The sequence below is a fragment of the Streptomyces sp. NPDC046349 genome (genome assembly GCF_055587885.1).
In genome coordinates this window covers 94,997-119,228 of the sequence record NZ_JBVJFK010000010.1, presented here as the reverse complement: position 1 = coordinate 119,228, position 24,232 = coordinate 94,997, and the positions used below count along the sequence as shown (strand labels likewise).

The window sequence follows — 24,232 nt, the reverse complement described above, 5'->3', positions numbered from 1 at the left end:
ATGGGGTCGGGATCGTTCAGTTACCGCCGGGGAGGCGGTTCCAGCGGGAGGCATGGCCGACGCTGCCCCACGTCCCGTCCTGCCAGACGCGGGCGCCGTTCGCCTTGCTGTTGCCCTTGACCGTCAGATCCCTGGCGCTGCCGGCATTCACCAGCCGGCCGTTCGTCCCCCAGCCCCAGACCTGTCCCTTGACGCCGGCCTTGCATGCCCACTGCTGGGCATACGCGTAGTCGGCCCGGCTGGAGTTCTCGATCTCCAGACACTTGCCGCTGGCCTTGTTGACGAGCTTGAAGTAGGTGCGCTCGCTGTCGATCCACGAGACGCGCCACTTCGCCGCACTCTGGCCGTTGCAGCTCCACTGCTGGGCCCGCGCGCCGTTGGCGCTGCTGCCGTCCGCGATCTCGAGGCAGCGGCCGGTGTACTGGTTCACCACCAGCATCCAGGTGTCCGCGTGACTCACGGACGGGGTCATCAAAACGATGGCCGCGCCCGACGTTGCCACGGCGGCAAGCTTGGTGCTGATCTTCAATGTCTTCCCCCACATGTGATGTCTTCGCTTGTATGAACGTGACTGGTCCGTTCACGTCGCCCCCTGGGCGGGAACGATCACCATGATAGGGCCTGAAAGGCCCCTTGATCAGGGTTAATCGGCGCCATCAAGGAGACCGCCCGTGCCACGGAGGGGCTTTGCACAATGCGCTGTGGGAGCAAAGCGTCGGGTTGCCCGGGCGACTTCGCAGACTCGTGCCGGTCCGGGGAGAGCCGGCGGACCGGGGCCGCGTGGTCGCGGTACCGCGGATCCCGACCCGGTGGTGCGAAGCGGCCGCCCCGCCGGACCGGGATCCGAGCACACGCCAGGGCCCCAGGCACAAATCACAGCCGATTCCGCGCATGTCTCGTCACACGTCCGCCCAGGGCTTAGGGTGCCGTTACCCGGCCGGGTATCAGCGTGAAAACCGATGCCACTTCGCTGGAGGATGACTCTCCGTGTCGCATGTTTCGCAGGCTTCCGTCACCACCCCCGACGGCGAGCCGGCCCCGCCCGTTCCCACCTCGTACGGCGAGGTCAAAGGCTGGTTCTCGGCGTACGACCAGGTGCTCTTCGACTGGTTCCTGACACGCCAGAACACCGGTGGGGGGCAGCCGGGCGACCTGCTGGAGCTCGGCGCCTTCATGGGGAAGAGCGCGATCTTCCTCGGTCGGTACCTCCGGCCCGGTGAGGGGTTCACCGTCTGCGACCTCTTCGACTCGCCCGCGACGGACGACTTCAACGTCGCTGAGAACCGCAGCTCCTACCCCACGCTCACACGGCGCGGCTTCGAGACGAACTACCTGGCCTTCCACGAGGCGCTGCCGACACTGATCCAAGCCCCCACCTCGGTCGTCGCCGACCGGGTCAAGCCGACGAGCTGCCGATTCGTGCACGTCGACGCCTCGCACCTCTACGAGCACGTCGTCACCGACATCGCGTCCTCACGTCTCGTGGCGACCCCGGACGCCGTGGTGGTCTTCGACGACTACCGCTCCGAGCACTGCCCGGGCGTCGCGGCCGCCGTCTGGACGGCCGTGGTCACGGGCGGACTGAACCCCATCTGCGTCTCGGCCTCGAAGCTCTACGCGACCTGGGGCGACCCGGCACCCCACCAGGCAGCACTCCTCGCGTGGCTGGAGGGGCGCACCGACCTCTGGCACGGCGTGGACGTGATCGACGGCCGCCCTCTGGTACGCATCGGGGACCACGGCGTGGCGGCGCCCGAGGCTCCGCAGCCGCTGCACCCCGCGCCGCGTACGGAACCGGCTCCGGTCCCCGCCCCTCCCGCCGCCGCGCCCAGGCGCGGTGCCCGCTGGCGCAAGCTGGCCAAGGACCTGCTCCCGCCCGTGGTCACCCGCGCGATCGTCGCCCGGAACCGCCGCCGCAGGGGCTGACACCGAAGGGTGGCACCGAGGGTCCGACACGCAGAGGCAGACACGGCAACGGCGATACGGAGAGGCTGAGCCCCCCCCCGGGCCGGATCCGGTCCGGGGGGCGGCGCAGCCGCATCGGCCGCGCGCCGCAGAGTTGCACGAGCCCTGTCGCCATGGAGTGCGGAGTGCGGTGTGCGGTAGGCGTACGGGTGCTGCGGCGATGCGGCTCCGTCCTCCCGGCGCCCGCTGCCCTCACCGCGGAACCGCCGCAGAACCCCCCTGCGGAACTTTTGTCCAAGACAAGTGCCGGCGACTCCCGCGAACCTGGACGCATGTCCGGAGACGACGCAGGGGCCGCGCCCCAGGAGCACACTGCTGACCACCGCTGGGAGGTCGCCCGCCCCCTGGGCGGCACCTCTCTCGACGGCGTGCGGATGGCCGGGTTCCGGGACCGTACGGGCAGCAGGCTGGACATGCGGGTGCTGCCGCAGCCCGCCGTGATCGTCGTCATCGGGCTCGGAGCCGGACCGATCACGGTGGAGAGCACCTCCGGGAACCGGCCGCTGAGGGGTCTCGTCGCCTCCCTGTCACCAGGTCCGGCCCGTATCCGCGGTGAGGGCGTCGAATGCGTCGAGGTGGCGTTGTCACCCCGGGCCGCCTACGCCCTGCTGGGCGTTCCCCCACGTGAACTGGACGGCTCCATCACCGGCCTCGACGACCTCTGGGGGCGGCACGCTCGGCTGCTGCGCGAGCAGCTGGCCGACACCGCGTCCTGGCAGGAGCGCCTCGCGCTCACGGACGGATTCCTCAGACGGCGGGCCTCCGGGGCCCCGCCCATGGCGGCCGAGGTCGCCGCCGCCTGGGACGCCATCGTGTCCGGTCGCGGCCGGGTGCGGGTCGGTGACCTGGCCGCGTCCTGCGGATGGAGCCGCAAGCGGCTCTGGGCCAGGTTCAGCGCCCAGGTCGGCCTGACCCCCAAGCGCGCTGCCATGCTGGTCCGCTTCGACCACGCCGCTCGGGCCCTCCTCGCCGGCGAGCGGGCCGGCGACGTTGCCGCGGCGTGCGGATACGCCGACCAGCCCCATCTCCACCGCGACGTCCAGGCCCTCGCCGGGTGCACGCCCGGTGCACTGGCCGGCCTGACCGCGTCCACCGAATCCTGACCGTCCGTGTCCAGACCGATCGGTGATCGGTCGACCTCCGAAGGAAGGAAGCAAGACCTGTGATGAACACCGGTGTCCCAGCGGCACAGACGGCGGCAGGCCGGGAGCTCGTCGTCCGGCTCGCGTTCGGGAGCATGGCCGCGCACACCCTGCGCGCGGCGGTCCGCCTGGAGGTCGTGGAACAGATCGGCGAGGGGCCGCGCACGGCTGCCGAGGTGGCCGGCGCAGCCGGGACCGCGCTCCAGCCCACGACACGCCTCCTGCGCGCACTGACCGCCCTCGGCCTGCTCGCGGAAGACGCCCCCGACACGTTCTCGGTGACACCGGCGGGTGCGCTCCTCGGCTCCGATCACCCCGACTCCCTCGCGTCGTTCGTCCGCATGTTCACCGATCCGGCGATCGTGCGCGCTTGGGAGCACCTGGACAGCAGCGTCCGTACGGGAGAGATCGCGTTCGATTCCGTCTTCGGCACGGACTTCTTCAGTCACCTCGCCCGACACCCCGAACTCTCCACGGACTTCAACGCGGCCATGAGCCAAGTCGTCTCCGAGACCGCCGCGGTCCTGCCGCACGCCTTCGACTTCAGCCGCTTCACCTCCGTCACGGACGTCGGCGGAGGCAACGGCACCCTCCTGGCCGCCGTCCTCGAAGCGAACCCAGGTCTCCACGGCGTGGTCTTCGACACCGCAGACGGCCTCGCGGAGGCTGCCCAGACACTGGCGCGGCACCGGCTGGAGGACCGCTGCTCCCTCCTGGCCGGAGACTTCTTCCAGTCGGTCCCGCAGGGCTCCGACGTGTACCTCGTCAAGAGCATCCTGCACGACTGGACGGACGCCGGGGCGGTCACGATCCTGAGCCACTGCCGCCGGGTGCTGCCGCCGGGTGGCGTGGTCCTGATCGTGGAGCCAGTGCTTCCCGAGGTCGTCGGCACGCATGACGAGGGCACCTACCTGAGCGACCTCAACATGATGGTGAACGTAGGCGGCAGGGAGCGCACCCGCGCGGACTTCGAGGAGGTGTGCCGCCGGGCGGCCCTGCGCGTCACGTCGGTCACACCGCTCGCGGACGCCGCCCCTTACTGCCTGATCGAGGCAGTGGCCGGCTGACCACACACCGCGTACGCGCGCAGGTGGCCCTGGCGGCCGTCTCGGAGTCGGAGATCATCCCGGTACACGCTCGGCCGCTCCGCACAGCGGGCAGCCGGCGGCGGCGCACTGTTGAACCGGCTGCACTGCTGCCGCAGTCGGATCACGCGATGGTCGTGTCGCCCGATGACTCCGACGCTGGTGCGGTCTTTCACGCGCCGTGGCCCCGCAGGACCAGCACCACAGGGCCGGCCCCGCGGCGAGGCTCGGCATGGCGGCGGTCGGCAGTCCATGCAGCGGATCGCCGCCGCCTCCAGGTTTCGGCTCGGCCGACCGGGCCGGGTCGACGCCGGCGTGGGCACGCCGGCGTGGGCGAGCGCGGTCAGGTGTCGGGCATCAGTCGCCTCCGCCGCCACCGCATGAGGATCCGCCACCGCAGGACGCATCGTTTCCCCAGGAGAAGCTGACCCCGTCGCCGTTCCGCGATCGGGAACGTTGCCGACGCTGCGCCGGCCTGCCGCCGAACGCACCGCCGCGCCACATCTGGAAGAGCCCCCAGGCGAGACCGATTCCCGCGATCACCAGGTACTTCATGTCCATTGCCCCCGTTCCCCGTTCGCCGTTCCCGGTTCCTCGTATTCTCCCCCGTGCGGTGATCCGCAGCTCGGAGACGAGGCGCGGCGCACCGGACGCCTCGCCTCAGCCACCACCCTGAAAACCCCACAGCACGAACGCCACCGCATACAGCACGAAGGTCGCCAGGTGCGCGTACACCAGGGCCGCGAAGGCGCCCACCCCGCCCAGGACCGCGCCGCGGGCCTTTGCGCCTGTGCGCGACGGCGGCCACCAGGAGGCTGCCACCAGCGCCGCCGGCACGATGTACGGCAGGGCCAGCCACGTCGGCCCGTGAACGATCGGGGAGGAACGGTAGCCCCACGTACCGCCCAGCGCCGCTGCCACGGTGAACAGGGCAGGGGCCACCCACCACGGCCGGCCCGGGAGCCGTGCGGCCGGAGGCTTCGGAGCAGAGGTCGCATTCATGAGCCCACTACACCGACCGGAGCGCGCGTGCGCATGAGCGCACATACTCAGAACGGCTGGTCCGCATACGTGAGCGGGATTCAGGATCCGAGGCCGCAACCTTGGCGCGAGCCCGGCCCGGAGCCGCTCATCCCATCGCCCGAACAGGCCCTCGGGTGCAGCGGACCGTGAAGGAATCGCCACCGTATCGGTCCGCCGTCGCCGCCGCGGCAGCCCGTGATGCCCCCCCCACCCCTTGGGCCACCGAGTGAGCGCCGGCCAGGCCGTCCGGTCGTCCGCCAGGGCCCGCACAGTGGCGCGTCGTGTCCGGTCTCCGCCACCCCGGTTGAGCCGGGTGCCCGAGCCGACTGGCGCAGCGGCACCGCACGCGCGAGCGTGGCGGTGCTTCTGCCACCGCTCCTACGGAGGTCCGGCCCATGGCCGCACAACGCTCCGTCACGGCCCCCGGCCCACCGGATGACCGCACCGAGCCCCTCCCGCACAGGCCGCGCCGCAAGGACCTCGCCGTGCTGGGAACCGTCGCCACCGCCTACGCGCTGGCCCAGATGGCGTTCATGGTGCCCGGTACCGGGCTCGGGTGGGACGAGACCGTCTACGTCAGCCAGGTCTCGCCGGAGACCCCCGCCGCGTTCTTCAGCGCCCCGCGCGCCCGCGGAATCAGCTACCTCGTGGCCCCCCTCGTGACGCTCACCCCCTCCGTGCCCGCCCTGAGGGTATCCCTCGCCCTGCTCTCGGCATCGGGGCTCCTGACGGCGCTGTGGGCATGGCGCACGCTGCTGCCCCTGCGCGTCCTCACTCTGGCGGGAGCGCTCTTCGCCGGACTGTGGGTGAGCCTGTTCTACGGCCCGCAGGCCATGCCCAACCTCTGGGTGGCCCTTGCGGCGCTGGCGGCCACGGGCTGTGTCCTGAGAGCCGCCCGCGATCCGGGCGACCGCCACGCGCTCGTCGGGATCGCCGCCGCAGTCGCCCTCGCCGCGCTCATGCGGCCCTCGGACGCGGTATGGCTCGTCCTCCCCACGGCCTGCGCGGCGGCCCTGCTGCCCGGCCCGAACAAGCCCGGCCGCCTGGTGGCGCTCGCGACGGGAGCCGTACTCGGCACCGCTCCCTGGGTGGTGGAGGCCCGGCTCGACTACGGCGGCCTCCTGACCCGCCTGCACCGCGCCGGCGAGATCCAGGGCGGCCTCGGCTGGAATCCCTCGTTCGGCAACCACCTGCGCGCTCTCGGCGGCCGCACCCTGTGCCGCCCCTGCGACATCCCCTGGACCCAGCCGGTCACCTCCCTGTGGTGGCTGGCCCTGCCCCTGCTCGCCACCGCAGGCGTGGCCCTCGCCCACCGGAGCGGCCGGACGCAGGGCCGCGCGGCGGCCGCGGCCGCCGCGACCGGGCTGTCGATGGCGGCGCCCTACCTGCTGTTCGTGGGGTACGCCGCTCCCCGGTTCCTCCTCCCCACGTACGCGCTGCTCTCGCTGCCGGTGGCCGTGGCCCTCATCCGGCTGTTCGAGGCCGCCCGCCCCAGGCCCGTCCTCCTCGGCACCCTCTGCCTCGCGATGGCCGCGCACCTCACACTCCAGCTGATGGTCACCGCCCAACTGGCCGCCCGCAGCCGCACGACCCACACGGCCTTCGGCGCCGTGGCGGAGGCGCTGCGCGGCCAGGGCCTGCGTGCGCCGTGCGTGATCAGCGGTGAGGAGGCCGTCCGGGTCGCCTTCCGCACGGGGTGCGCCTCCCGCCAGCTCTACGGCGGCCACGACGGCAGTATCAGCGCCGCCGCCCTGGCCGCCCTCGCGCGTACCCGGCCGACCGCCGTGCTGGTCGCGGGTGGCGCGCCGGTACCCGCGTGGGCCCGCACCTGGCGCCCGTACGAGCTGCCGGAGCTGCCGGGGAGGGACGGCTACCGCGCCTACCTGGGGCCCGCCGCACGCCCCGGGACCCCGGCGACCGACCGGCCGCCCGGCACCGCCCCCGGCGGCCGCTCGGGACGTGCGGCCGGGCAGCACTCCGAGAGCCCGGGGTCCCGGCACTGACCGTCCCGGCCGGGATCCCTGGCGCACGCCCGGACCGGGTGCCGTCCTCGTCCTGCTCCCGCCCGTCCTGCGGGCCCGGCCGGCGCCTGCGGGGACCCTGTAGCGTGCAAGTGTCACGTGACCAAGATCGGGCAGGGGCGGGTTCCATGGGAAAGCGCAAGATCCAGGACGAGTCGGAGGTGATCCGATGGTTCGAGGAAGGGCGCACGTACCAGTGGATGATCGAGGAGTACCGGCGCAAATACAACATCGAGACCGTCGTGTCGATGTGGGGCAACTTCCGGCGCCGGCGAGGACTCGACCGGCGCATCGTGCGGGACGACGACCTCATCCCCTGGTTCGTGAAGGAGGAACACCGCTGGGCCTACCCGCTGACGATGCTCCGGGCCGAGGGCCGGCGCCGCGCCGGCAAGGAGCTGACCGACACGGATGAGGCCCGGCTGGCCTCCTGGCAGGACATGCTGCGAAGGAACGGCTCGGTCGTTCGCTATGACCCGGACACCGGTGAGGGATTCTCCTACGTCCCCCGCCGGGCAGGCGACGACGACATCATCCGTCGGCCTGACACGAAGACCACGCCGCGCCCCAATGCCGACAGAGGATGGACCGGGCCGGCCCCCGACGGATCCCGGGCACTGCTGCGCCCCACGCACGCCGAGGTGGGCGAGGGCGGCGAGCCGGGCCGGGCCGAGCCTGCCGGGCCGGTCGCCGGTGCTCCGTGACGGTGGGCTCGCGGCCTCGATGAAGGGTCGGATCAACGGCTGCTGCCGCCTCCAGGGCCACGCCGCCACGCCCCGGCTGGGCGGCGTGTCGCTCAGCGGCACTACGGCCAACTCCGCGGACAGGTGGTGTCCGAGCGGGGCCAGGCCCACCGTGCCGTCCCGCAGCACCGCCTGCACGCACTCCCGGACGGCACGCACCACCGAGGCCTCGCGCGGCCTGCCGCCGTTCCGGTAGCACTGCCGGACAGGGGCCTGCCCCGCGGGAACTGCAACCGGCGTGGTCACCCAGGGGGCCGGTCGCAAGCCCTCGCGGGGGCCGGCGCACCGTCGGCGCGCAGGACCCCGCCCACCCGCATCGGTCTGGCTTCGATCACTTCCTGCGACAGCTCTGCCCTGGCCGAGACCCGTGGGGGAGACACCAGGCCGGGGGCATGGACAGCGACACGCTCCATCGTCCCGCCAACCGACCGGAGCCCTGCGGGATACCGGCTCTACGGCCACCCGGAACGCCGAGGACGCGACCCGATGCCGTCCTCGCGGACCGCGCGTACTCATCGCGCGCGGAGTCGCCTCCGCCGACGCGGTATCCGCGCAGTCATCCCATCCCCCGGCCCTGCGACCAGGCCGGCCACCGGCTGCGGCGCGGCCGCGCCGGCGGCCGCCCGCCCGCTTTCGACGCCGAGGCATACAAGCAGCGCAACCCGGTCGACCGATGCATCGACCGGCTCGAGCAGTGGCGCGGTCTGGCCACGCCGACGACAGGCTCGCCATCGCCTATCAGGCCGCACTCCACCTCGCTGCCGTCCTGATGTGGACCCGACGCTGATGAGCGACGAGGAACTAACCGCAGGTGCTGGGCAGCCAGCTGGTAGCGCCCAGCACCTCGCGCGCTATGTCCACCACTGAACGCCCGTCGGTCGCCACCCGCACCGTGTCCAGAGGCGTCTGCTCATCCAGAATCCGCGCCTTACGGGCGCTGCTCTCCAGCTCCTGCTCCAGCTCCGAGCCCAGTTCCCGACCGGTCAGCCGCTCACGAGCGGTGGTGTCGGAGGCGGTGAGCACAACCCGCACGATCCTGACATCCGCACCCATGGCGCGCTGGAACATGTGCTCGTTCTCAGCCAGCACGCTCACCGTGTGCGTGTAGATCAAGCGCCGGTACCCGAGCTCGGCGTAGTTCGACCAGAGTGCCGTCAGATTGCGCTCCGCGATCTTTCTGCGCCGGGGGTCCCCCTCCGGCGCAGGATGTGCCTGCCCCATGAAGTCGCCTTCGACGACGCAGTGAGCAACTCTCGCGGCGCGCAGAAGCGCCGAGACCTCCCACCCCACTGTCGTCTTGCCGACGCCCGCGCGTCCTCCGATGAGCAATACCTCTGCTTGATCCATAACGGCACCCTGCCACCGGGGGTCGAACTGCGCGAACCAGATGTGCGCGGATCAAGGAGCCAGGCCCTGGCCGTCAGCGCTGGGCGGATCGTCACCGCCCGACGGGGTGACGCCAACGTCCAGGTGCGAGTCGTGCAGTGTTGGCGAAGTCGTGACAAGGAGATCGCCGGCGCTTCGCCGGGGCCGTCGGCCTCAGCAACTGAGCACCCCGACCTTGCCGTTCCCGACAAGTCGGGCCGGCGGGTTGCGACAGGGCTGTCACAAGCTTCGAAGATCTCTTGACCTCGTCCCGGAGGGGGAGACGACAGTGTCTCTGTCGATCACATGAGCGGGCGGTCTGCGCGCGCTGGTCAGGGACAAGAGGGGGAGTTCGCGTGGCCGCGACCTGCGTCATTCTCGACATCGGCGGCGTGCTGGAGATCACGCCGGAAACCGGGTGGGTGCAACGGTGGGAAGAGCGCCTGGAGCTGCCGATCGGCACTGTGCATGAGCGGATGCGCGACGTGTGGCGAGCTGGGAGCGTCGGGAGCATCAGCGAGCGAGAGGTCCACGAGCAGGTGGCGGTTCGTCTGGGGCTCGACGCCCCGCAGAGGGAAGCCTTCATGGCTGATCTCTGGACGGAATATCTGGGGACGCCGAACGAGGAGCTCATCGACTATGTGCGCGGGCTGCAGGGACGTTGCAGGCTGGGCATCCTGAGCAACAGCTTCGTCGGCGCCCGGGAGCGGGAGACGGCGCTGTACGGCTTCGACGAACTGGTGGAGCAGATCGTCTACTCCCACGAGATCGGCATGGAGAAGCCCGACCTGCGTGCCTTTGGGGCCGCATGCGCCAGCTTGAACGTGCAGCCGGAGAACTGCCTGTTCATCGACGACGTGGCAGTCAACGTCGAGGCCGCCAAGGCCGCGGGCATGCAGGCGCACCTGTTCGAGGACAACGCCCGCACCATCACGCGCATCGTGGCTCATTTGGGCGCCGGGCCCTTGGTCCCAGAGCCTATTCCGCTCGCGTGACGTCGGCTGCTTTCGGCGGCTGCCGGACGGGTATTGAAGTGGTCGCCCAGCCCGCTGTGGTCTGCTCCGCTCGTGCCCTTCTGCCGGCAAGGCGGTAGGAGTCGGCGACGGTCTCGACGGTGGTGCCGGGCTCCCACCACCCCGCGGGCCGGGCAGACCGGACGCGCGTGCGGGGATCTGCTCACGGCAGCCCCCCTCGCGCCCGATGGCGTTCTGGGCAGCGGGCGGTCGGCTGAGGCGGAGAAGCCGCGGTAGACGGCGGAAGACGGCGCAGCCGCTCTGAACGGCTCCTACGTGCTGCCGCCAAGCTGGCCACGAGCGCAAGGCGGGGCGCGGCTCGGCTTCGCCGCATTGCCGCAACACACTCCGCCAGCGCCGGTCCGCTGTCAGAACCGTTCGGGCGGGAGCCCGGCCATTGGCGGGACAGGTCCCAGCGGGCGCAGGTTATTCGCCGGTCAGAGGGACACCAGCCAGTCCGCGGCCTCTTCGGGGTGCCCGAAGCGGACCGTCAGGAGAGGCGCGAACGCGGGTCGCGGACACGACGCCCGACTTCGCGGCGGCGGTCGCGGTGCTGGGACCAAGCCCACCAGGCTGGATGCTCCCGGCTCAACCAGCCCACCCAGGTTTCCCTGTTGCCGCCGAAGAGAACCTCGCGCTTGACGGTGCGCCGAAGGGACCGGCGCAGGATGCGCGGCATGATGACGCGCTGGGGATAATCCAGCCAAATCACGGTGTCTTCAAGGCGTTCGCCGAGCAGGGAAAGGACGTCCGCGAAGCGAAGGGCTGATCTGCGTTTCGTACGGTGGCGTCGACAGCGTCGGGACCGAGGTCATCCGCACCGCGCACGCAACGTCCGGCCTCTGACGGTGCGTTCGGCCGGCGGGCGGGCCCGCTCGCCGGCGGCGGGCGCGAAGTCGGGGCCGGTGACGCGGGCTCCCCGGAGCCGGGAGGGTCAGGAGGGCCAGGAGGGCCAGGAGGGCCGGGAGGACCAGGACGGTCCGAACGGCGTGTACGGGCTGTGCCGTTCGGGCACTGCGCACCCTCCCGCCCGTACGCGCTGCGCGCCCGGCCACCGTATCCGCCCACCTCCTGAGAAGGCCCCGGCCGACACATCCCGCCGGCGGACTGTGGTGTCCGCGCACATGGGAACGGGCCCCGGCCTCGCCGATGATTCCCGCCATGACGAGCCCCATCCCTCCCGACCACCACGGGACAGCCGCCGCCGCAGGCATCGACCTGGCGGGCCGTACCGCCCTGGTCACCGGGGCCGGAAGCGGGATCGGGCAGGCGTGCGCCACCGCCCTCGCCGCTGCCGGGGCCCACGTGCACGTGGTCGACGTCGACGCCGCGGCGGCCGGGGCCGCCGCCGAGTCGATCGGCGGCCGGGCCCACGTGGTCGACCTGGCGCAGGCCGCCGCCGTCCGGGAACTCCCCGCCGAGGTCGACATCCTGGTCAACAACGCCGGACTCCAGCACGTTGCGCCGCTGACCGAATTCCCGCCGGACCGGTTCGAACTCCTCCAGCGGGTGATGGTCCACGCCCCGTTCCTCCTGCTCCGCCGGATCCTGCCGCACATGTACGGCCGGGGCTGGGGCCGCGTCGTGAACATCTCCAGCGTGCACGGCCTGCGCGCCAGCGCGTACAAGGCGGGCTACGTAACGGCGAAGCACGCCCTCGAAGGGCTGAGCAAGGTGACCGCCGTCGAAGGAGCCCCGCACGGTGTCACCAGCAACTGCGTCAGCCCCGGCTACGTCCGCACCCCACTGGTGGAGCGCCAGATCGAGGCCCAGGCGGCCGCTCACGGCATCGACGCCGACCGCGTCGTCACCGAGGTGATGCTAGGCCGCTCCGCCGTGAAACGGCTGATCGAACCGGAGGAGGTGGCCGCCGCCGTCCTGTGGCTCTGCGGCCCCCACACCGGCTACCTCACCGGAGCCTCGATCCCCCTGGACGGTGGCTGGACCGCGGCGTGAGCGGAGCGCGGAGCCCGCGCCGCCACCGTGCGCACCAGCCGTGGCGTGACGTGGGATGACAAATGTAATGGCCTGTCAAGGTGCTTCTCCCTCTGGAGGTTGATGCCTCTTTCGTCCTGGCGGAGGAAGTTCCGCCCCGGGCCGGCGCCAAGAATCGAGGTGTACCCACCACCGGCCCACCGGGCCCGCGTCGAGGAGCCGCCATGAGCCACCCCCGTCCCCTGGACCGCCCCGCACGGCGACTGCGCCGCGCGGCCTCGGCGACCGCCGTCGCCGCGGCCCTGCTGGCAGGTCTCGCGCCTGCCGCCAGTGCCGCGGGCCCCGGTGAGCAGGCCGCCCGGGCAGCGTCCGCCGACGGTCGTATCGACCGGGCCGCGCTCCAGAGCGGGCTCGACGCGGTCCGGGACGCAGGCGTGTACGGCGTCTTCTCCGCGGCCCGCGCCGGCCGCGAGCGCTTCGACGGGGCCGCCGGCGTCGCCGACCTGTCGACCGGGCGTCCGGTCCGCGCGGACCTGCGCCACCGCGTCGGCAGCGTCACCAAGACGTTCACCGCCGTCGCCGTGCTCCAGCAGAACGCGAAGGGACGCATAGACCTGGACCGGCCGGTCGGCGACTACGTGCCGGAACTCCTGCCCGGCGAGCGCGGCCGCAAGGTGACCGTGCGCATGCTCCTCAACCACACCAGCGGCATCGAGGACTACATCGCGGACGCCTTCCCCTCCCTCCAACAGGGCACCACCGCGAGCCTGGACGACCACCGCTTCCGGACGATCCGCCCCACCGAGCTCATCGGCTACGGCGTGGCCCGGCCACAGCGGTTCGAACCCGGCACCGAATGGAGCTACTCCAACACCAACTACGTGCTGCTGGGCGAGATCCTCCGCAAGGTGACCGGCCAGGACCCGGAGCGGCTCATCGCCCGGGACGTCATCCGGCGGGCAGGCCTGCGGGACACCTACTTCCCCGGCACCGAACCCCGCATCCGCGGTCCCCACTCCCGCATGTACGAGAGCTTCCACGGGCTCATCGACCCGCCGCGCGACTACAGCGTCTACAACATGACCTGGGCCGGCACCGCGGGAGCCCTCGTCTCCACCCCGCAGGACCTGAACACCTTCTACCGGGCCCTGCTCGGCGGCGACCTCCTGCCGCGCCGCCAGCTGGACCAGATGCGCACCACGTACGACGTCAAGAACGAGGAGGGAACGGTGGTCCTGCGCTACGGCCTCGGCATCTACTCCCTGGACACGCCGTGCGGCCCGGCCTGGGGCCACGACGGGGGAGTCTGGGGCGCCGGCACCCAGGCCCTGTCCAGCCCGGACGGCACCCGGCAGTTCGCCCTCGGGTACAACCTGATGAAGTACCAGCGCATCAACGAGGCGGGTACGGCGCTCGAGCCGCACCCGGCCGACGCCGCCATGATCGACTACCGCGACCAGGCCCTGTGCGGCAGGACCGTGCCGAAGCAGCCGCAGGCCCCGCAGGCCCCGAAGGCCCCGAAGAACGATGCCGTCCAGGGCCCGGCAGCCCTGCCCCCGGCTCTGCCGTCGCTCCCCGCGCCCCCGGCGGCCCTCGCGCGCTGAGCCGGCGTACGCATCACCTGGCGGCTCCCTCGAGGGGCGGCCGGAGGCGCAGACGCTCGGCGAGCACGGCGGCGCGTCGGCGTGCTGCGCGTCGAGGCCGACGCGGACCGCCGCCACGACGCCCGCGTCCCCGCACCCGGCCCGCGTGCGGAGGGCGGTGAGCCGGGCCATCCGGCTCACCGCTCCCTGGCCGCTGGTCCCCGGGGGACGTGTCGGTGTCCTCGCCGCGGCGCTGGAACAGGCCCCGTACCCGGCGCTCGCGTACGCGGCCGTACCGCGTCCGGGGTCGACCCCGGACGACGAGGCAGGCAGCGGGGCGGCGGTCGTCCTCCGCGGCCGACAGCGCGTTCAGTCGGCGCGGTACGGGGAGCGGGGAGCGGGGCGAGGTCGCGTGGCGGCCGCCTCGCGCAGGACGGAGCGTGTGAACCGCTCGAGCCGAGCCCCGCACTGCCGTCAGTTCGCCGGCCGTCACACAGTCGGCGAACTACCGGACACCCACCGCGACAGGACCGGCTGACGCTGACAAGGCACTACTGGGCACCGTCCGCCTCGAGCACGGAGAGGACGTTCCCGGCCGGGTCCTTGAACCAGGCGATCGGGGGGCCGCCCTCGTTGCGGGAGACGCCCTTCGCGTCCTGCCCGAAGCCGTCGTAGCGCTCGAAGGCCACACCGCGCGCACCGAGGTCGTCGACGGCCCGGTCGATGTCGGGCACCGGGAAGTTCAGCACGGTGAAGGTCGCCGGGGCGTGATCTTCCTTCGGATACACCAGCACGACGGCGCCCCCACCCAGATGGAGGGAGAGCATCCCGTTGTCCTCGGAGACCCGCAGACCGAGGGTCGAGCCGTAGAAGTCCTTCGCGGCGTCGATGCTGTCGACCGAAAAACCGCTGAATGCCCTGCTGTCTCCCAGCATGTTCTCTCCCTCCACCTGTCCGGTCCCGGCCGATCACGGCCCTCCACGCCCCATGGTCCCCTTGAAAGCGGGCCGCCGCATGGCCAACCGGCGTCCCCGGGCTGACGGGGGCGCCCGCGTCAGACCGCGGCGTCCACGGGCTCGCCGCCGCCCATGTCGAGACGGAACGGAGGGTATGCGTCTGTCATCAGTGAGGCGTAGGCGGTGACCCGGAGCACCCACCGGTTGAGGCCGATGACCAGGTCGAAAAGGTCGCGCGGGTACTTCTCGGTGAAGGCCAGGGTGACGACAGCTATCAGGGCGAGGAGCCCGATCAGCCCGCCCGCCGACCAGTAGCTGTGCACGGCGCCGGTGAAGATGCCGATCACGAGGTACTGCGGGATGGCGAGCAGCCACCACTTCACCAGAACCAGGCCGCGGGAGAGCCGCTCGGGGTAGACGACGTCCAGCCGGGCCGGGTAGTCGGGCTCGGGGCCCAGGCTGAAGGGCGGGTACCGGTCGGTGCCGAGGGCGCCGTAGGCGTAGTAGGAGACCCGCCATGACCAGCGGAGCACCCCGAGGTTGAAGTCGAACAGCGCACGCGGGTAGCGCTCGGTGAAGAGGATCGCGAAGAACGCGATCACGCTGATCACCAGGAACGCGAGCCACAGGAAGGCCAGCACGACGTAGTGGGGGATCGCGAGGAGCCACTTGACCAGCCACAGCCAGCGCGAGAGCGGTGCGTCCAGCCTGGCCGACACCGTGACGGGCGGGTAGGGGGTCTGCATGGTCATGCCGCTCACCTCATCTCGTCGCCCGGCCCTCCTCCATCTTCCGTCCCGGCCGCGCGCCCCGCACCGCGCGGGGCCTGGCGGCGCACCGGGCTGCGTGGAGGGCCGCCGGACCGACATCCCCTACTCGTGCATCCCCTGTCGTGCCGGCGGGTGGCGGCGCCTCGGGCAGGTCTGGGCGGCGGCGAGCAGGAGCTGGATCTGCTCGCCGACCCGGGACGCCTCCTGCACGGGCGCGGGGAAGGGCAGGCGCACATCGCGCTGGTTGCGGGCGTATTCGCAGCGCAGGGTGATGCCGTAGCGGTCGACGGCGAGGGGCAGGACGCGGAGGACGCCGTGCAGGAGCCAGGGGTCGGCCAGCCGGGTCAGGCGGGTCACCGCGTCCTGGTGGGCGTCGGCCAGGTGCGTCAGCAGCGAGCCCTCGTCGACGGCGAGCGGGTCCGGCCGGGCGAGGACGAGTTCGTCGAGGCCGACCTTCACCGTCGCCTCCCGCGTCGCCAGGGTGGCGCGCGCCGCGTCGAGGCGCAGGTCGACGTCGTCCGTCGAGGTGTCCTGCCCGGACCGGGTGAGCCAGCCCGACAGCGTCACCCGGGCCCGCACCCGGTCGCGTACGGCGACGGGCGCGATGTCGGTGAACTCCACCAGCGCCGCCAGGGCCCCGCGGGGTGCGCACGCCACGTGCGCCGCCGGCAGGCTGTCGGCCGGCAGCCGCAGCCGCACCTGGCCTCTCGCGTTGACGGAGTGCAGGCCGACCAGGTCGTAGCGGAGCCCGTTCGTGGTGACGGTCAGCGAGACCGCCCGGGCGAGCACGGAGCGGGTCTGCTCGGCGAGGGTCGCCTCGGCCGCGGGCAGGGCGGCAGCACTCATCACAACCTCCGGGTTAGGTAAGGCTTGCCTAATCTAACGGATGGATGGTGGTGTGACCAGCCGCGAAAGTCAGCCGACGCCCGCGGCGATCGCGGGAGAGGCGCCCCGGGGCGTGTGCGCCGGCGTACGCCTCGAGCCGCACGTCATGACGTCGCACACGGGGGCGGGCCCACCCCCACCAGTCAGCGCATGGCGCCGCGCCGATGTTCTTCCGTGCGCCCCCCATGTGCCCCTTCGGTGGCTCCGGCCCTCGCGCGTACGGTTCCGGGCCATGAGCGGATACGCGATGGAATCGGCCACCCCGGCGGAAATCGGCACCCAGGTCCTGCCTCGCTCCGATCAGTGGTCCACGGCTCCCGTGGTCCCTGCGCCAATGTGTCGCTTCGAGAACTTCCTCGGCGCGGAACGTGCCGGCGCCCTCCTGTCGTACGCGATCTCCCGGGAAGCCGACTTCTACGCGGGGACGGTCCTCGACCCGCTGTCGGGCCAGGTCTCCCACAAGGGCCGCAGCTCCCTCGTCCTCCCCGTGACCAGCCCCGTGTTCAGCGCGCACCTGGCGGACTGCCTGCCGCTCGTCCAGGAGATCCTCGGCCACCGGGCGGCACTCACGCAGACCCTGACGGTCCTCACGTCGCACGGCGAAGGCGGCCACTACGGCATCCACACCGACGCCTCACGGGTCCGCGACGTCGGCACGGCCCTCTCCGCCGTGTACTACCTCCACCGCAAGCCGCGCGGCTTCGGCGGCGGCCGGCTCCGGCTGCACGACACCCTGCTCGCCGACGGCGGAGCCCGGCCTGCGGAGTCCTACCGCACCATCGAGCCCGAGCACGACAGCATCGTGTTCTTCCCGGCCGGAGCGTTCCACGAGGTCGTCCCCTCCACCTGCCCCAGCGGGAACTTCGCCGACCACCGCTTCACCCTCACGACATGGATCAGCGGCACCGGCGCCGCGGCGACGGTGTCCGACGACCCGTTCCGGATCTGGCCGTGGCTGGCCCATGCGGCCGAACGCACCCGCCCGCTCGCGGATGTGGAGCACGACCACGACGGTGCCAGCCCCATCGCCCTCCCGGCCGCGGACCCGGCCACCCGTCTCACCCTTCCCCTGCCCCGCCGGACGACGTAGCGGCGGAGCCGCGCACGCGGCGCCGCACCGGCACGGATCCACGACGGCCGACCCCGCCCGCGCCGCACTGCCGCCGGGCAGCGGCGTTCCGACTCGCCCGAAACGTCCCGGGCGCGACAGCATGGAGGGAGATCGGGCGCTCGGCGGACCGGCCTCGGGAGGAGGCGACACGGACAGTGACCAGACATCGCTTCGCGTTCTGCGGGGCTCAGCTCGCCGCCGTCTACGTCGCCGCCGACCAGGACCGGGAACTCCACCTGGCCGAGCTGACCGGAAACCGGGGGGTCCTCTACGGCCTGCCCGCCATCCTCGCCGTCGCCGGCCATTCACCCGCCGCGAACGCCTTCCGCTCGGGCCGCCCCCTGTGGCTGACACCCAAGGAACTCGCCACCTTCGTCGAAGAGGACCCCCACCACTTCCCCACCCGGGTCGGGGACGGCACCCCGAACTCGCCGGCCCGGATCTCGCTGGGCGCCCTGCCCCTGGGCCATGGCGACCAGGAGCTCGGCTGCCTGATCGTCGCCGGCGAGGTCGGGGAGGGCTTCAGCGCCGACGACCGGAGCCTGCTGGAGCTGTACGCCGACCAGGTGGCCGCCCGCCTCGAATCGGTCGCGGCCCGCTTCGCCGGGCGCAGGGCCCCGCAGGCACATCTCGTCCAGTCCCTGGTCCCCGACCAGGGCGGCGCCTTCATCCTCGACCTGGGCACCGGCCGCATGGAGGCCCACGCCCACGTGCTGGAACTGCTGGGCCTGTCTCCCGAACAGTTCGACGGGCAGGTGGAGACCCTGCTCGCCTGCGCCGTCCCCGACGACATGCCCGCGCTGATGGCGGTCGTGGAGCCGGACCGGCTGGCCGCCGGCGGGCAGCAGCTGGCGTTCCGTATCCGCCGGCCGGGCGGTGAGCTGCGCTGGCTGGGCCTGCGCTGCCGGGTGGAGGTGGGCTCCGACGGCACACCGCAGCGTGTCCTGGGCGTGGTTGCCGACGCCTCCTACCTGCGGCCCAGCGCCGACGAGGTGTCACTCGTGCAGCGGCTGTCGGCCACCCTGGCGGGAGCGGCGACCATCCGGGAGGTCAGCCGGCTGGCGGTCGAAGCCCTGCGCGAGCCGCTCGGCGCCTCCCGCGTCGCGGTCGGTGAACTGGAGCCCGAGCGCCTCATCGTCACCGCCCTCGTGCCCCCGGAGCCCGATGCCTGGCCCGAGGTCTGGCGCGCGGAGTGGCGCTCCGAGTGGCCCGACGTGCCACTCGGCGATCTGCCCACTCTGCAGAGCGCGCTCCGCGCCGGCCACATGAGCCTGTGGCCGCCGGGCGCCGTGCTCGAGCCCGGCCTCCTGGGCGTCGGGCCCGGCGGCCTCGCGGTGCTGCCGCTGCCCGCCGAGGGGAGGATGATCGGGGTGTGCCTCGTGGGCTGGGACGAGGAGCACCGCTTCGCACCGGAGGAGCGGTCGTTGCTGACCGCGACGGCGGGGCTGGTGGGGCAGGCCCTGGTACGGGCCCACGCGCTGGACGCGCGCCACGAACTCGCCACCATGCTCCAGCGCAGTCTGCTGCCCCGTAAGCTCCCGGAACTGCCGGGAGGGGTCGCCGTCGCCCGCTACCTGCCCGCGACCGCGGGACTGGAGGTCGGCGGAGACTGGTACGACGTCATCCCGCTCGGCGACGGTCACGTGGCGTTCGTCATCGGGGACGTACAGGGGCACAGCGCCGGAGCCGCCACCATCATGGGCCAGATGCGCACGGCCGTCAGGGCGTACGCGGTGGAGGGCCACCCGCCCGACGTGGTGGTCGCGCGCGCCAATCGTCTGCTCGTCGGCATGGAGACCGACCTGTTCGCCACGTGCACCTACGTGGACCTCGACATGGAGGAGGGCATCGCGAGGGTCGTTCGGGCCGGTCACCTGCCGCCGGTACTGCGCCATCCCGACGGAGTCGCCGAGGAGTTGGCGGTCGAGGGAGGACCTCCCCTGGGCGTGCTCGCCGAGGCCGAATTCCCGATGACCGAGACGGGGATGCTCCCCGGCACCCTGCTCGTCCTGCTGACGGACGGCCTGGTCGAGTCCGCCAGGTTGCCTCTGGAGGAAGGCATGCGGCGGGTCTGCGACGCGCTCGCCGAGGCCGACCCGGTCGATGCCGGAGGGGTCGCCGACGACCTGGTCGCGGGGGTGGGCCGCCGCGACGACGACGTGGCGTTGCTGCTGCTGCGCTACGACGGCACGGCGGGTCGGCCCAAGCGGAGCCACTGGACGGTGTGGCGCCTGCCCAAGGCCGTCCTGCACGCACGCCGCTTCACCGCGCGCACGCTGCGGTCCTGGGGAATGGTGGAGGAGGTCGACACGGCCCTGCTGATCGTGTCCGAGCTGGTCACCAACGCGATCGCGCACACGCAGGGCGAGGTGGGCATGGACCTGACCCTGTCGACGGACCGGCTGCGGATCGCGGTCAACGACGCCTCGCCGCGCAGCCCCGTCAAACCGGTGTCGGTGAGCTGGGAGGCGACCGGCGGCCGCGGCCTGCTCATCGTCGAGGCGACGGCGACGGCCTGGGGCTCGGTGCCGCTCAGCGGCGGCAAGCAGGTCTGGGCCGAGATCCCCTGGCGTGCGCGGACCGCCTGACCCGGCTGCGGGCCGGCCCCGCCCCCGGGCGGCGCCGCCGATCGTCACCGGTCCGGCGAACAGAGGCTGCGAGCCCCAACAGGTTCGTCATGGTGGACTTGTGCCGTAGCTGCCGGAGCTGCCGGGGTCGCTCGGAGTGGGAGCGTCACGCGCCGTCAGCCGGACTCGTGGCGGTCGACGGCGACGAGTTCGACCTCGAAGCCGTCGGCGTTCACCAGGTAGGCGGCGTGGGTCCCATCGCCGCCGGCGTGCGGGTGGCGATCGGGGAACATCAGGCTCCAGCCGTGCCGCCGGCCTTCGGCGGCCAGGCGCTCCACCCTCTCGTGGCCCTCCACATGGAACGCCAGGTGGTTCAGCCCGGGCCGGCACCGGTCGTGGCGGTCGGCCGTGAGGGCCGGGGACTGCTCGAACACCAGATACGTCGCTCCGAGCCGCCAGCTGCGCCCGTCGGTCCAGCTCTGGAACAGCGCGTACCCCAGGGCTTCCAGCAGCCAGCCGAAGGAGGCAACGGCCCGGCCGAGGTCGGGCACCCAGATCTCGACGTGGTGCAGCATCCCGGTCGCCGTGGACGGCGGCGTGTCGGACATCGCCCGCCCCTCCCTCCCCGGACGCCCGTGGCGGCGCCGCCGCCCATGATGGCGTACGCCGCCGGACGGACTCTCGGCAGCCCTCCGGCCACCGCGACCCCTTCCCGCCGCGGCCCGCACGGCGGCCCACGGGGCGTCGCCGCACGGTGTCAGCTGAGGTGGCGGCCGTCGACCGGGATGGCCAGCCGGTCGGCCAGGGTGGTGAGGGCCGCACCCAGGGGGAGTGCGACCCGGGTGACGGCGTGCCGGTCGCCGCGGGTGGGGTCGCGGTTGACGATCAGCACGGGCTTGCCGTCCCGGGCAGCCTGGCGGACGAACCGAAGGCCGGACATCACTGTCAGTGACGATCCAAGTACCAGCAGCGAGGTCGCGCCGTCGACCAGCCGACGGCACTGTTCGACCCGCCCCTGGGGGACCGTTTCGCCGAAGAACACCACATCCGGTTTCAGGACGCCCCCGCACCGTGCGCAGGGCACCACGGAGAAGTCCCGGACCTGTTCGTCGGTGAGGTCGGCGTCACCGTCCGGGTTCAGCCGGGCGGCGACCGGCTCGAAGCCCGCGTTGGCCTCCTCCAGCCGCCGCGCGAGGTCGCGGCGCGAGCCGGGAGTTCCGCAGGTGAGGCACACGACCCGGTCCAGGCTGCCGTGGAGTTCCACCACGTCCGCGCTGCCGGCGGCCTGGTGCAGGCCGTCGACGTTCTGGGTGATCACCCCGGAGAGCAGCCCGTGCCGCTCGAACGCGGTGACGGCCCGGTGCCCGGCGTTGGGCCTGGCTCGGCCGAAGGTCCGCCAGCCGAGGTGGCTGCGCGCCCAGTAGCGGCGCCGGGCCTGAGCGCTCGCGGTGAACTCCTGGTAGGTCATCGGGGTGTGCCGGCGCAGGCTCCCGTCCTCGCCCCGGTAGTCGGGGATGCCCGACTCCGTGGAGATGCCCGCCCCGCTGAGCACCAGCACGCCGCCGGCCCGCAGGGCGTCGGCGACCGGCCCCGGATCCGTCGTCCCGGGCGGCAGGTCCTCGGTGGGCGTCCAGCTCAGAGTGGGGCGCGTGCGCATGCGACCAGCGTACGGAACGGGCCGGACGGACACCGCCCGCCCCGCGCGGCGACGAGGGTGGCCGGAACTCGCCCGGCGAAGGTGAACAGTGGTCTACCTGCTGGTAACTTGCGCGAGTTGATCAAGGTCGGAGGCGGGGCCGACCCGCGCTCCCGGCCCGAGCCACCCCCCAGTCAAGGAACCACATTGGCACGCACCGTCCGTACGACGGCCCTCCTCTCCACCTCGGCCCTCGCTCTCGGCATCTCCCTCCTCGGCGCCACCGCCGCCGCCCCCGCCCACGCCGCGGAATCGCCCACACCGCGCCTGGACTCGATCGAGCAGACCCTGCGGCAGGTCTCCCCGGGCCTGGAGGGCTCCGTCTGGGAGCGCACCTCCGGCAACCGGCTCGGGTCCTCCACGCCCGGCGGCGCCGACTGGCTGCTCCAGACACCCGGCTGCTGGGGCGACCCGGCATGCACCGACCGGCCCGGATCGCGCCGCCTCCTGGACAAGATGCGCCAGGACATCGCAGCCGCCCGGGAGACGGTCGACATATCGACGCTCGCGCCCTTTCCCAACGGCGGCTACCAGGACGCGATCGTCGCGGGCCTGAAGGATTCCGCCCAGCAGGGCAACCGGCTCAAGGTGCGCATCATGGTGGGCGCCGCGCCCGTCTACCACTCCACCGTGATCCCCTCCTCCTACCGCGACGAGCTGCTCGCGAAGCTCGGCCCGGCCGCCTCGGCCAACATCACCCTCAACGTGGCCTCGATGACCACGTCGAAGACCTCCTTCTCCTGGAACCACTCCAAGCTGATCGTGGTGGACGGCAGTTCGGTCATCACCGGCGGCATCAACAGCTGGAAGGACGACTACCTCGAGACCGCCCACCCCGTCGCCGACGTCGACCTCGCGCTGTCCGGCCCCGCCGCCGGATCCGCGGGCCGCTACCTGGACTCCCTGTGGGACTGGACCTGCCGCAACAGGAGCAGCTGGAGCTCGGTCTGGTTCGCCGCATCGCCCGGCGCGGACTGCATGCCCTCCCTGCCCCGGCCCGCCCGGCCGTCGGGCGGCGGGGACGTGGCCGCGCTCGCCGTCGGCGGTCTCGGTGTCGGCATCCGCCAGAGCGACCCCACCTCGTCCTTCCGCCCCGTGCTGCCCACGGCCGGCGACACCAAGTGCGGGATCGGGCTGCCCGACAAGACCAACGCCGACCGGGACTACGACACCGTCAACCCGGAGGAGAGCGCGCTGCGCGCCCTCGTCGCCGGAGCGACCTCGCACATCGAGATCTCCCAGCAGGACATCCACGCCACCTGCCCGCCGCTGCCCCGCTACGACGTGCGGCTCTACGACGCCCTCGCCGCGAAGCTCGTCTCCGGCGTGAAGGTCCGCATCGTCGTGAGCGACCCCGCGAACCGCGGAACCATCGGCAGCGGCGGCTACTCGCAGATCAAGTCCCTCTCCGAGGTGAGCGACGCGCTGCGCGGCCGGGTGGCGGCCCTGACCGGTGACGGCGCCCGGGCGCGCACGGCCATGTGCGAGAACCTCCAGCTCGCCACGTTCCGGGCGTCCGACCGGCCGACCTGGGCGGACGGCAAGCCGTACGCCCAGCACCACAAGCTGGTCTCGGTGGACGGATCGGCCTTCTACATCGGCTCCAAGAACCTCTACCCGTCCTGGCTGCAGGACTTCGGGTACATCGTGGAGAGCCCGGCCGCGGCCGGACAGCTGAAGAGCGACCTGCTGGACCCGCAGTGGCGCTACTCCCAGGCCACCGCGACGTACGACTACGCCCGCGGCCTCTGCCAGGGCTGACGCGGCACGCCACCCACGCCGCCGGGGCGCCTCTCGAGGGCCTCGGCGGTGTGCGCTGCCGCCGCGGCTACAGCGGGGGAGGACCCGTGTGAACCGAGGTGTCGGCGTGCCGGAGTTCGGCGAGCAGCTCGCTCTGCCCGACCAGCAGCTCGGTGAGGATGCGCCGGGCGGCTCTCAGGAGCTCCGCCACATCGCCCCCGGCGAGGGCGTAACTGACCGTCGAGCCATCGCGTATGGAGACCACGATGCCGGATCGGCGCAATACCGCGAGCTGTTGCGAGAGGTTGGACGGTTCGATCTCGATTTCGTTCAGCAGCTCGCGCACGGGTACGGGGCCGTTCTGAAGGAGTTCGAGCACGCGGATGCGGACGGGGTGTCCGAGCATCCGGAAGAACTCCGCCTTGGCCTGGTACAGCGGGACCTGCATGTGGCAACGCTCCTACCCGGGTTCTGACCTTTGGACGGGGACGGCGTCCGGTTCCGCCGGGCCCGCCCCCGGTGACCATGACCAGCCATTCTCCTGTACCCCGGCTCCGCCCCACCCTGCGCTGACTTTATTCGGATGTGCCGAGTTGAAGATTTCTTCAACTCGTGGGCAAAAAAAGAGTCGG

At 72.4% G+C, this 24,232-nt stretch carries 20 protein-coding genes and 1 pseudogene; 12 read left to right on the top strand and 9 right to left on the bottom strand.

The features are described 5' to 3' along the window. Positions 1 to 16 precede the first annotated feature (16 nt). Positions 17 to 460, bottom strand: coding sequence for an RICIN domain-containing protein (locus ACZ6JS_RS23895; protein ID WP_469300736.1), 444 nt, complete (start codon positions 458 to 460; stop codon positions 17 to 19). A gap of 527 nt (positions 461 to 987) precedes the next feature. Between ACZ6JS_RS23895 and ACZ6JS_RS23890 the strand changes: the two genes are divergently transcribed. The 3 genes from ACZ6JS_RS23890 (at position 988) to ACZ6JS_RS23880 (ending at position 4,174) form a co-directional block, all read left to right on the top strand. Next, positions 988 to 1,926, top strand: a complete 939-nt coding sequence (locus ACZ6JS_RS23890; protein ID WP_469300734.1) for a class I SAM-dependent methyltransferase — start codon at positions 988 to 990, stop codon at positions 1,924 to 1,926. A 311-nt stretch (positions 1,927 to 2,237) separates the two neighbouring features. Further along, positions 2,238 to 3,068 (top strand): helix-turn-helix transcriptional regulator, encoded by an 831-nt coding sequence (locus tag ACZ6JS_RS23885; protein ID WP_469300732.1) that lies wholly within the window; start codon positions 2,238 to 2,240, stop codon positions 3,066 to 3,068. A gap of 59 nt (positions 3,069 to 3,127) precedes the next feature. After that, the gene (locus tag ACZ6JS_RS23880; RefSeq protein WP_469300730.1) at positions 3,128 to 4,174 is read left to right on the top strand and encodes a methyltransferase; all 1,047 of its coding nucleotides are present in this window, start codon (positions 3,128 to 3,130) and stop codon (positions 4,172 to 4,174) included. Positions 4,175 to 4,852: 678 nt separating this feature from the next. Here ACZ6JS_RS23880 and ACZ6JS_RS23875 read toward each other — a convergent pair. Continuing rightward, positions 4,853 to 5,194 carry a hypothetical protein gene (locus ACZ6JS_RS23875; RefSeq protein ID WP_469300728.1) on the bottom strand — a complete coding sequence of 114 codons (342 nt, stop codon included), beginning with the start codon at positions 5,192 to 5,194 and terminating at the stop codon, positions 4,853 to 4,855. A gap of 416 nt (positions 5,195 to 5,610) precedes the next feature. Here ACZ6JS_RS23875 and ACZ6JS_RS23870 point away from each other — a divergent pair, with 416 nt between their 5' ends. From ACZ6JS_RS23870 to ACZ6JS_RS23860, 3 genes and pseudogenes are all read left to right on the top strand, one after another. After that, a complete protein-coding gene (locus ACZ6JS_RS23870) occupies positions 5,611 to 7,218 on the top strand; it encodes a hypothetical protein (protein WP_469300726.1) in 1,608 nt (535 codons plus the stop codon). Between the two features lie 146 nt (positions 7,219 to 7,364). Continuing rightward, on the top strand, positions 7,365 to 7,940 hold the full coding sequence (locus tag ACZ6JS_RS23865) for a hypothetical protein (RefSeq protein ID WP_469300725.1): 576 nt from the start codon (positions 7,365 to 7,367) through the stop codon (positions 7,938 to 7,940). A 503-nt stretch (positions 7,941 to 8,443) separates the two neighbouring features. Further along, a pseudogene (locus tag ACZ6JS_RS23860) lies at positions 8,444 to 8,766 on the top strand (transposase family protein); the annotation flags it as partial. A gap of 14 nt (positions 8,767 to 8,780) precedes the next feature. Here the strand turns inward: ACZ6JS_RS23860 and ACZ6JS_RS23855 are convergent. Further along, the gene (locus tag ACZ6JS_RS23855) at positions 8,781 to 9,326 is read right to left on the bottom strand and encodes an AAA family ATPase (RefSeq protein ID WP_469300723.1); all 546 of its coding nucleotides are present in this window, start codon (positions 9,324 to 9,326) and stop codon (positions 8,781 to 8,783) included. Positions 9,327 to 9,700: 374 nt separating this feature from the next. Between ACZ6JS_RS23855 and ACZ6JS_RS23850 the strand changes: the two genes are divergently transcribed. The 3 genes from ACZ6JS_RS23850 to ACZ6JS_RS23840 all read left to right on the top strand — a co-directional run bounded on the left by ACZ6JS_RS23850 (position 9,701) and on the right by ACZ6JS_RS23840 (position 13,896). Next, positions 9,701 to 10,339: an HAD family hydrolase gene (locus tag ACZ6JS_RS23850; RefSeq protein WP_469300722.1), complete on the top strand. Its 639-nt coding sequence runs from the start codon at positions 9,701 to 9,703 to the stop codon at positions 10,337 to 10,339. A gap of 1,179 nt (positions 10,340 to 11,518) precedes the next feature. Next, complete coding sequence (locus ACZ6JS_RS23845; RefSeq protein WP_469300720.1) at positions 11,519 to 12,313, top strand: 3-hydroxybutyrate dehydrogenase; 795 nt, start codon at positions 11,519 to 11,521, stop codon at positions 12,311 to 12,313. Positions 12,314 to 12,516: 203 nt separating this feature from the next. Then, positions 12,517 to 13,896 carry a serine hydrolase domain-containing protein gene (locus ACZ6JS_RS23840; protein ID WP_469300719.1) on the top strand — a complete coding sequence of 460 codons (1,380 nt, stop codon included), beginning with the start codon at positions 12,517 to 12,519 and terminating at the stop codon, positions 13,894 to 13,896. Positions 13,897 to 14,426: 530 nt separating this feature from the next. Here the strand turns inward: ACZ6JS_RS23840 and ACZ6JS_RS23835 are convergent. The 3 genes from ACZ6JS_RS23835 to ACZ6JS_RS23825 all read right to left on the bottom strand — a co-directional run bounded on the left by ACZ6JS_RS23835 (position 14,427) and on the right by ACZ6JS_RS23825 (position 16,447). Beyond that, a complete protein-coding gene (locus tag ACZ6JS_RS23835; protein ID WP_469300717.1) occupies positions 14,427 to 14,810 on the bottom strand; it encodes a VOC family protein in 384 nt (127 codons plus the stop codon). Between the two features lie 119 nt (positions 14,811 to 14,929). Then, entirely contained in the window at positions 14,930 to 15,583 is a 654-nt protein-coding gene (locus ACZ6JS_RS23830) for a DUF4389 domain-containing protein (protein ID WP_469300716.1), read from the bottom strand. A gap of 120 nt (positions 15,584 to 15,703) precedes the next feature. Beyond that, the gene (locus ACZ6JS_RS23825; RefSeq protein ID WP_469300714.1) at positions 15,704 to 16,447 is read right to left on the bottom strand and encodes a DUF2470 domain-containing protein; all 744 of its coding nucleotides are present in this window, start codon (positions 16,445 to 16,447) and stop codon (positions 15,704 to 15,706) included. A gap of 373 nt (positions 16,448 to 16,820) precedes the next feature. Here ACZ6JS_RS23825 and ACZ6JS_RS23820 point away from each other — a divergent pair, with 373 nt between their 5' ends. Together ACZ6JS_RS23820 and ACZ6JS_RS23815 are read left to right on the top strand one after the other, a co-directional pair. Beyond that, positions 16,821 to 17,576, top strand: coding sequence for a 2OG-Fe(II) oxygenase (locus ACZ6JS_RS23820; protein WP_469300712.1), 756 nt, complete (start codon positions 16,821 to 16,823; stop codon positions 17,574 to 17,576). Positions 17,577 to 17,752: 176 nt separating this feature from the next. After that, a complete protein-coding gene (locus ACZ6JS_RS23815) occupies positions 17,753 to 20,185 on the top strand; it encodes a SpoIIE family protein phosphatase (protein ID WP_469300710.1) in 2,433 nt (810 codons plus the stop codon). Positions 20,186 to 20,340: 155 nt separating this feature from the next. Here ACZ6JS_RS23815 and ACZ6JS_RS23810 read toward each other — a convergent pair whose 3' ends face one another. Both ACZ6JS_RS23810 and ACZ6JS_RS23805 read right to left on the bottom strand, forming a co-directional pair. Next, positions 20,341 to 20,772, bottom strand: a complete 432-nt coding sequence (locus ACZ6JS_RS23810) for a VOC family protein (RefSeq protein WP_469300708.1) — start codon at positions 20,770 to 20,772, stop codon at positions 20,341 to 20,343. A gap of 149 nt (positions 20,773 to 20,921) precedes the next feature. Next, a complete protein-coding gene (locus tag ACZ6JS_RS23805; RefSeq protein ID WP_469300706.1) occupies positions 20,922 to 21,821 on the bottom strand; it encodes an NAD-dependent protein deacetylase in 900 nt (299 codons plus the stop codon). A 186-nt stretch (positions 21,822 to 22,007) separates the two neighbouring features. On the opposite strand from ACZ6JS_RS23805, the gene ACZ6JS_RS23800 reads away from it, so the two are divergent. After that, the gene (locus ACZ6JS_RS23800) at positions 22,008 to 23,621 is read left to right on the top strand and encodes a phospholipase D-like domain-containing protein (RefSeq protein ID WP_469300704.1); all 1,614 of its coding nucleotides are present in this window, start codon (positions 22,008 to 22,010) and stop codon (positions 23,619 to 23,621) included. 67 nt (positions 23,622 to 23,688) lie between these two features. Here the strand turns inward: ACZ6JS_RS23800 and ACZ6JS_RS23795 are convergent, their stop codons facing one another. Continuing rightward, positions 23,689 to 24,048 (bottom strand): ArsR/SmtB family transcription factor, encoded by a 360-nt coding sequence (locus ACZ6JS_RS23795; protein WP_031157605.1) that lies wholly within the window; start codon positions 24,046 to 24,048, stop codon positions 23,689 to 23,691. Positions 24,049 to 24,232 lie beyond the last annotated feature (184 nt).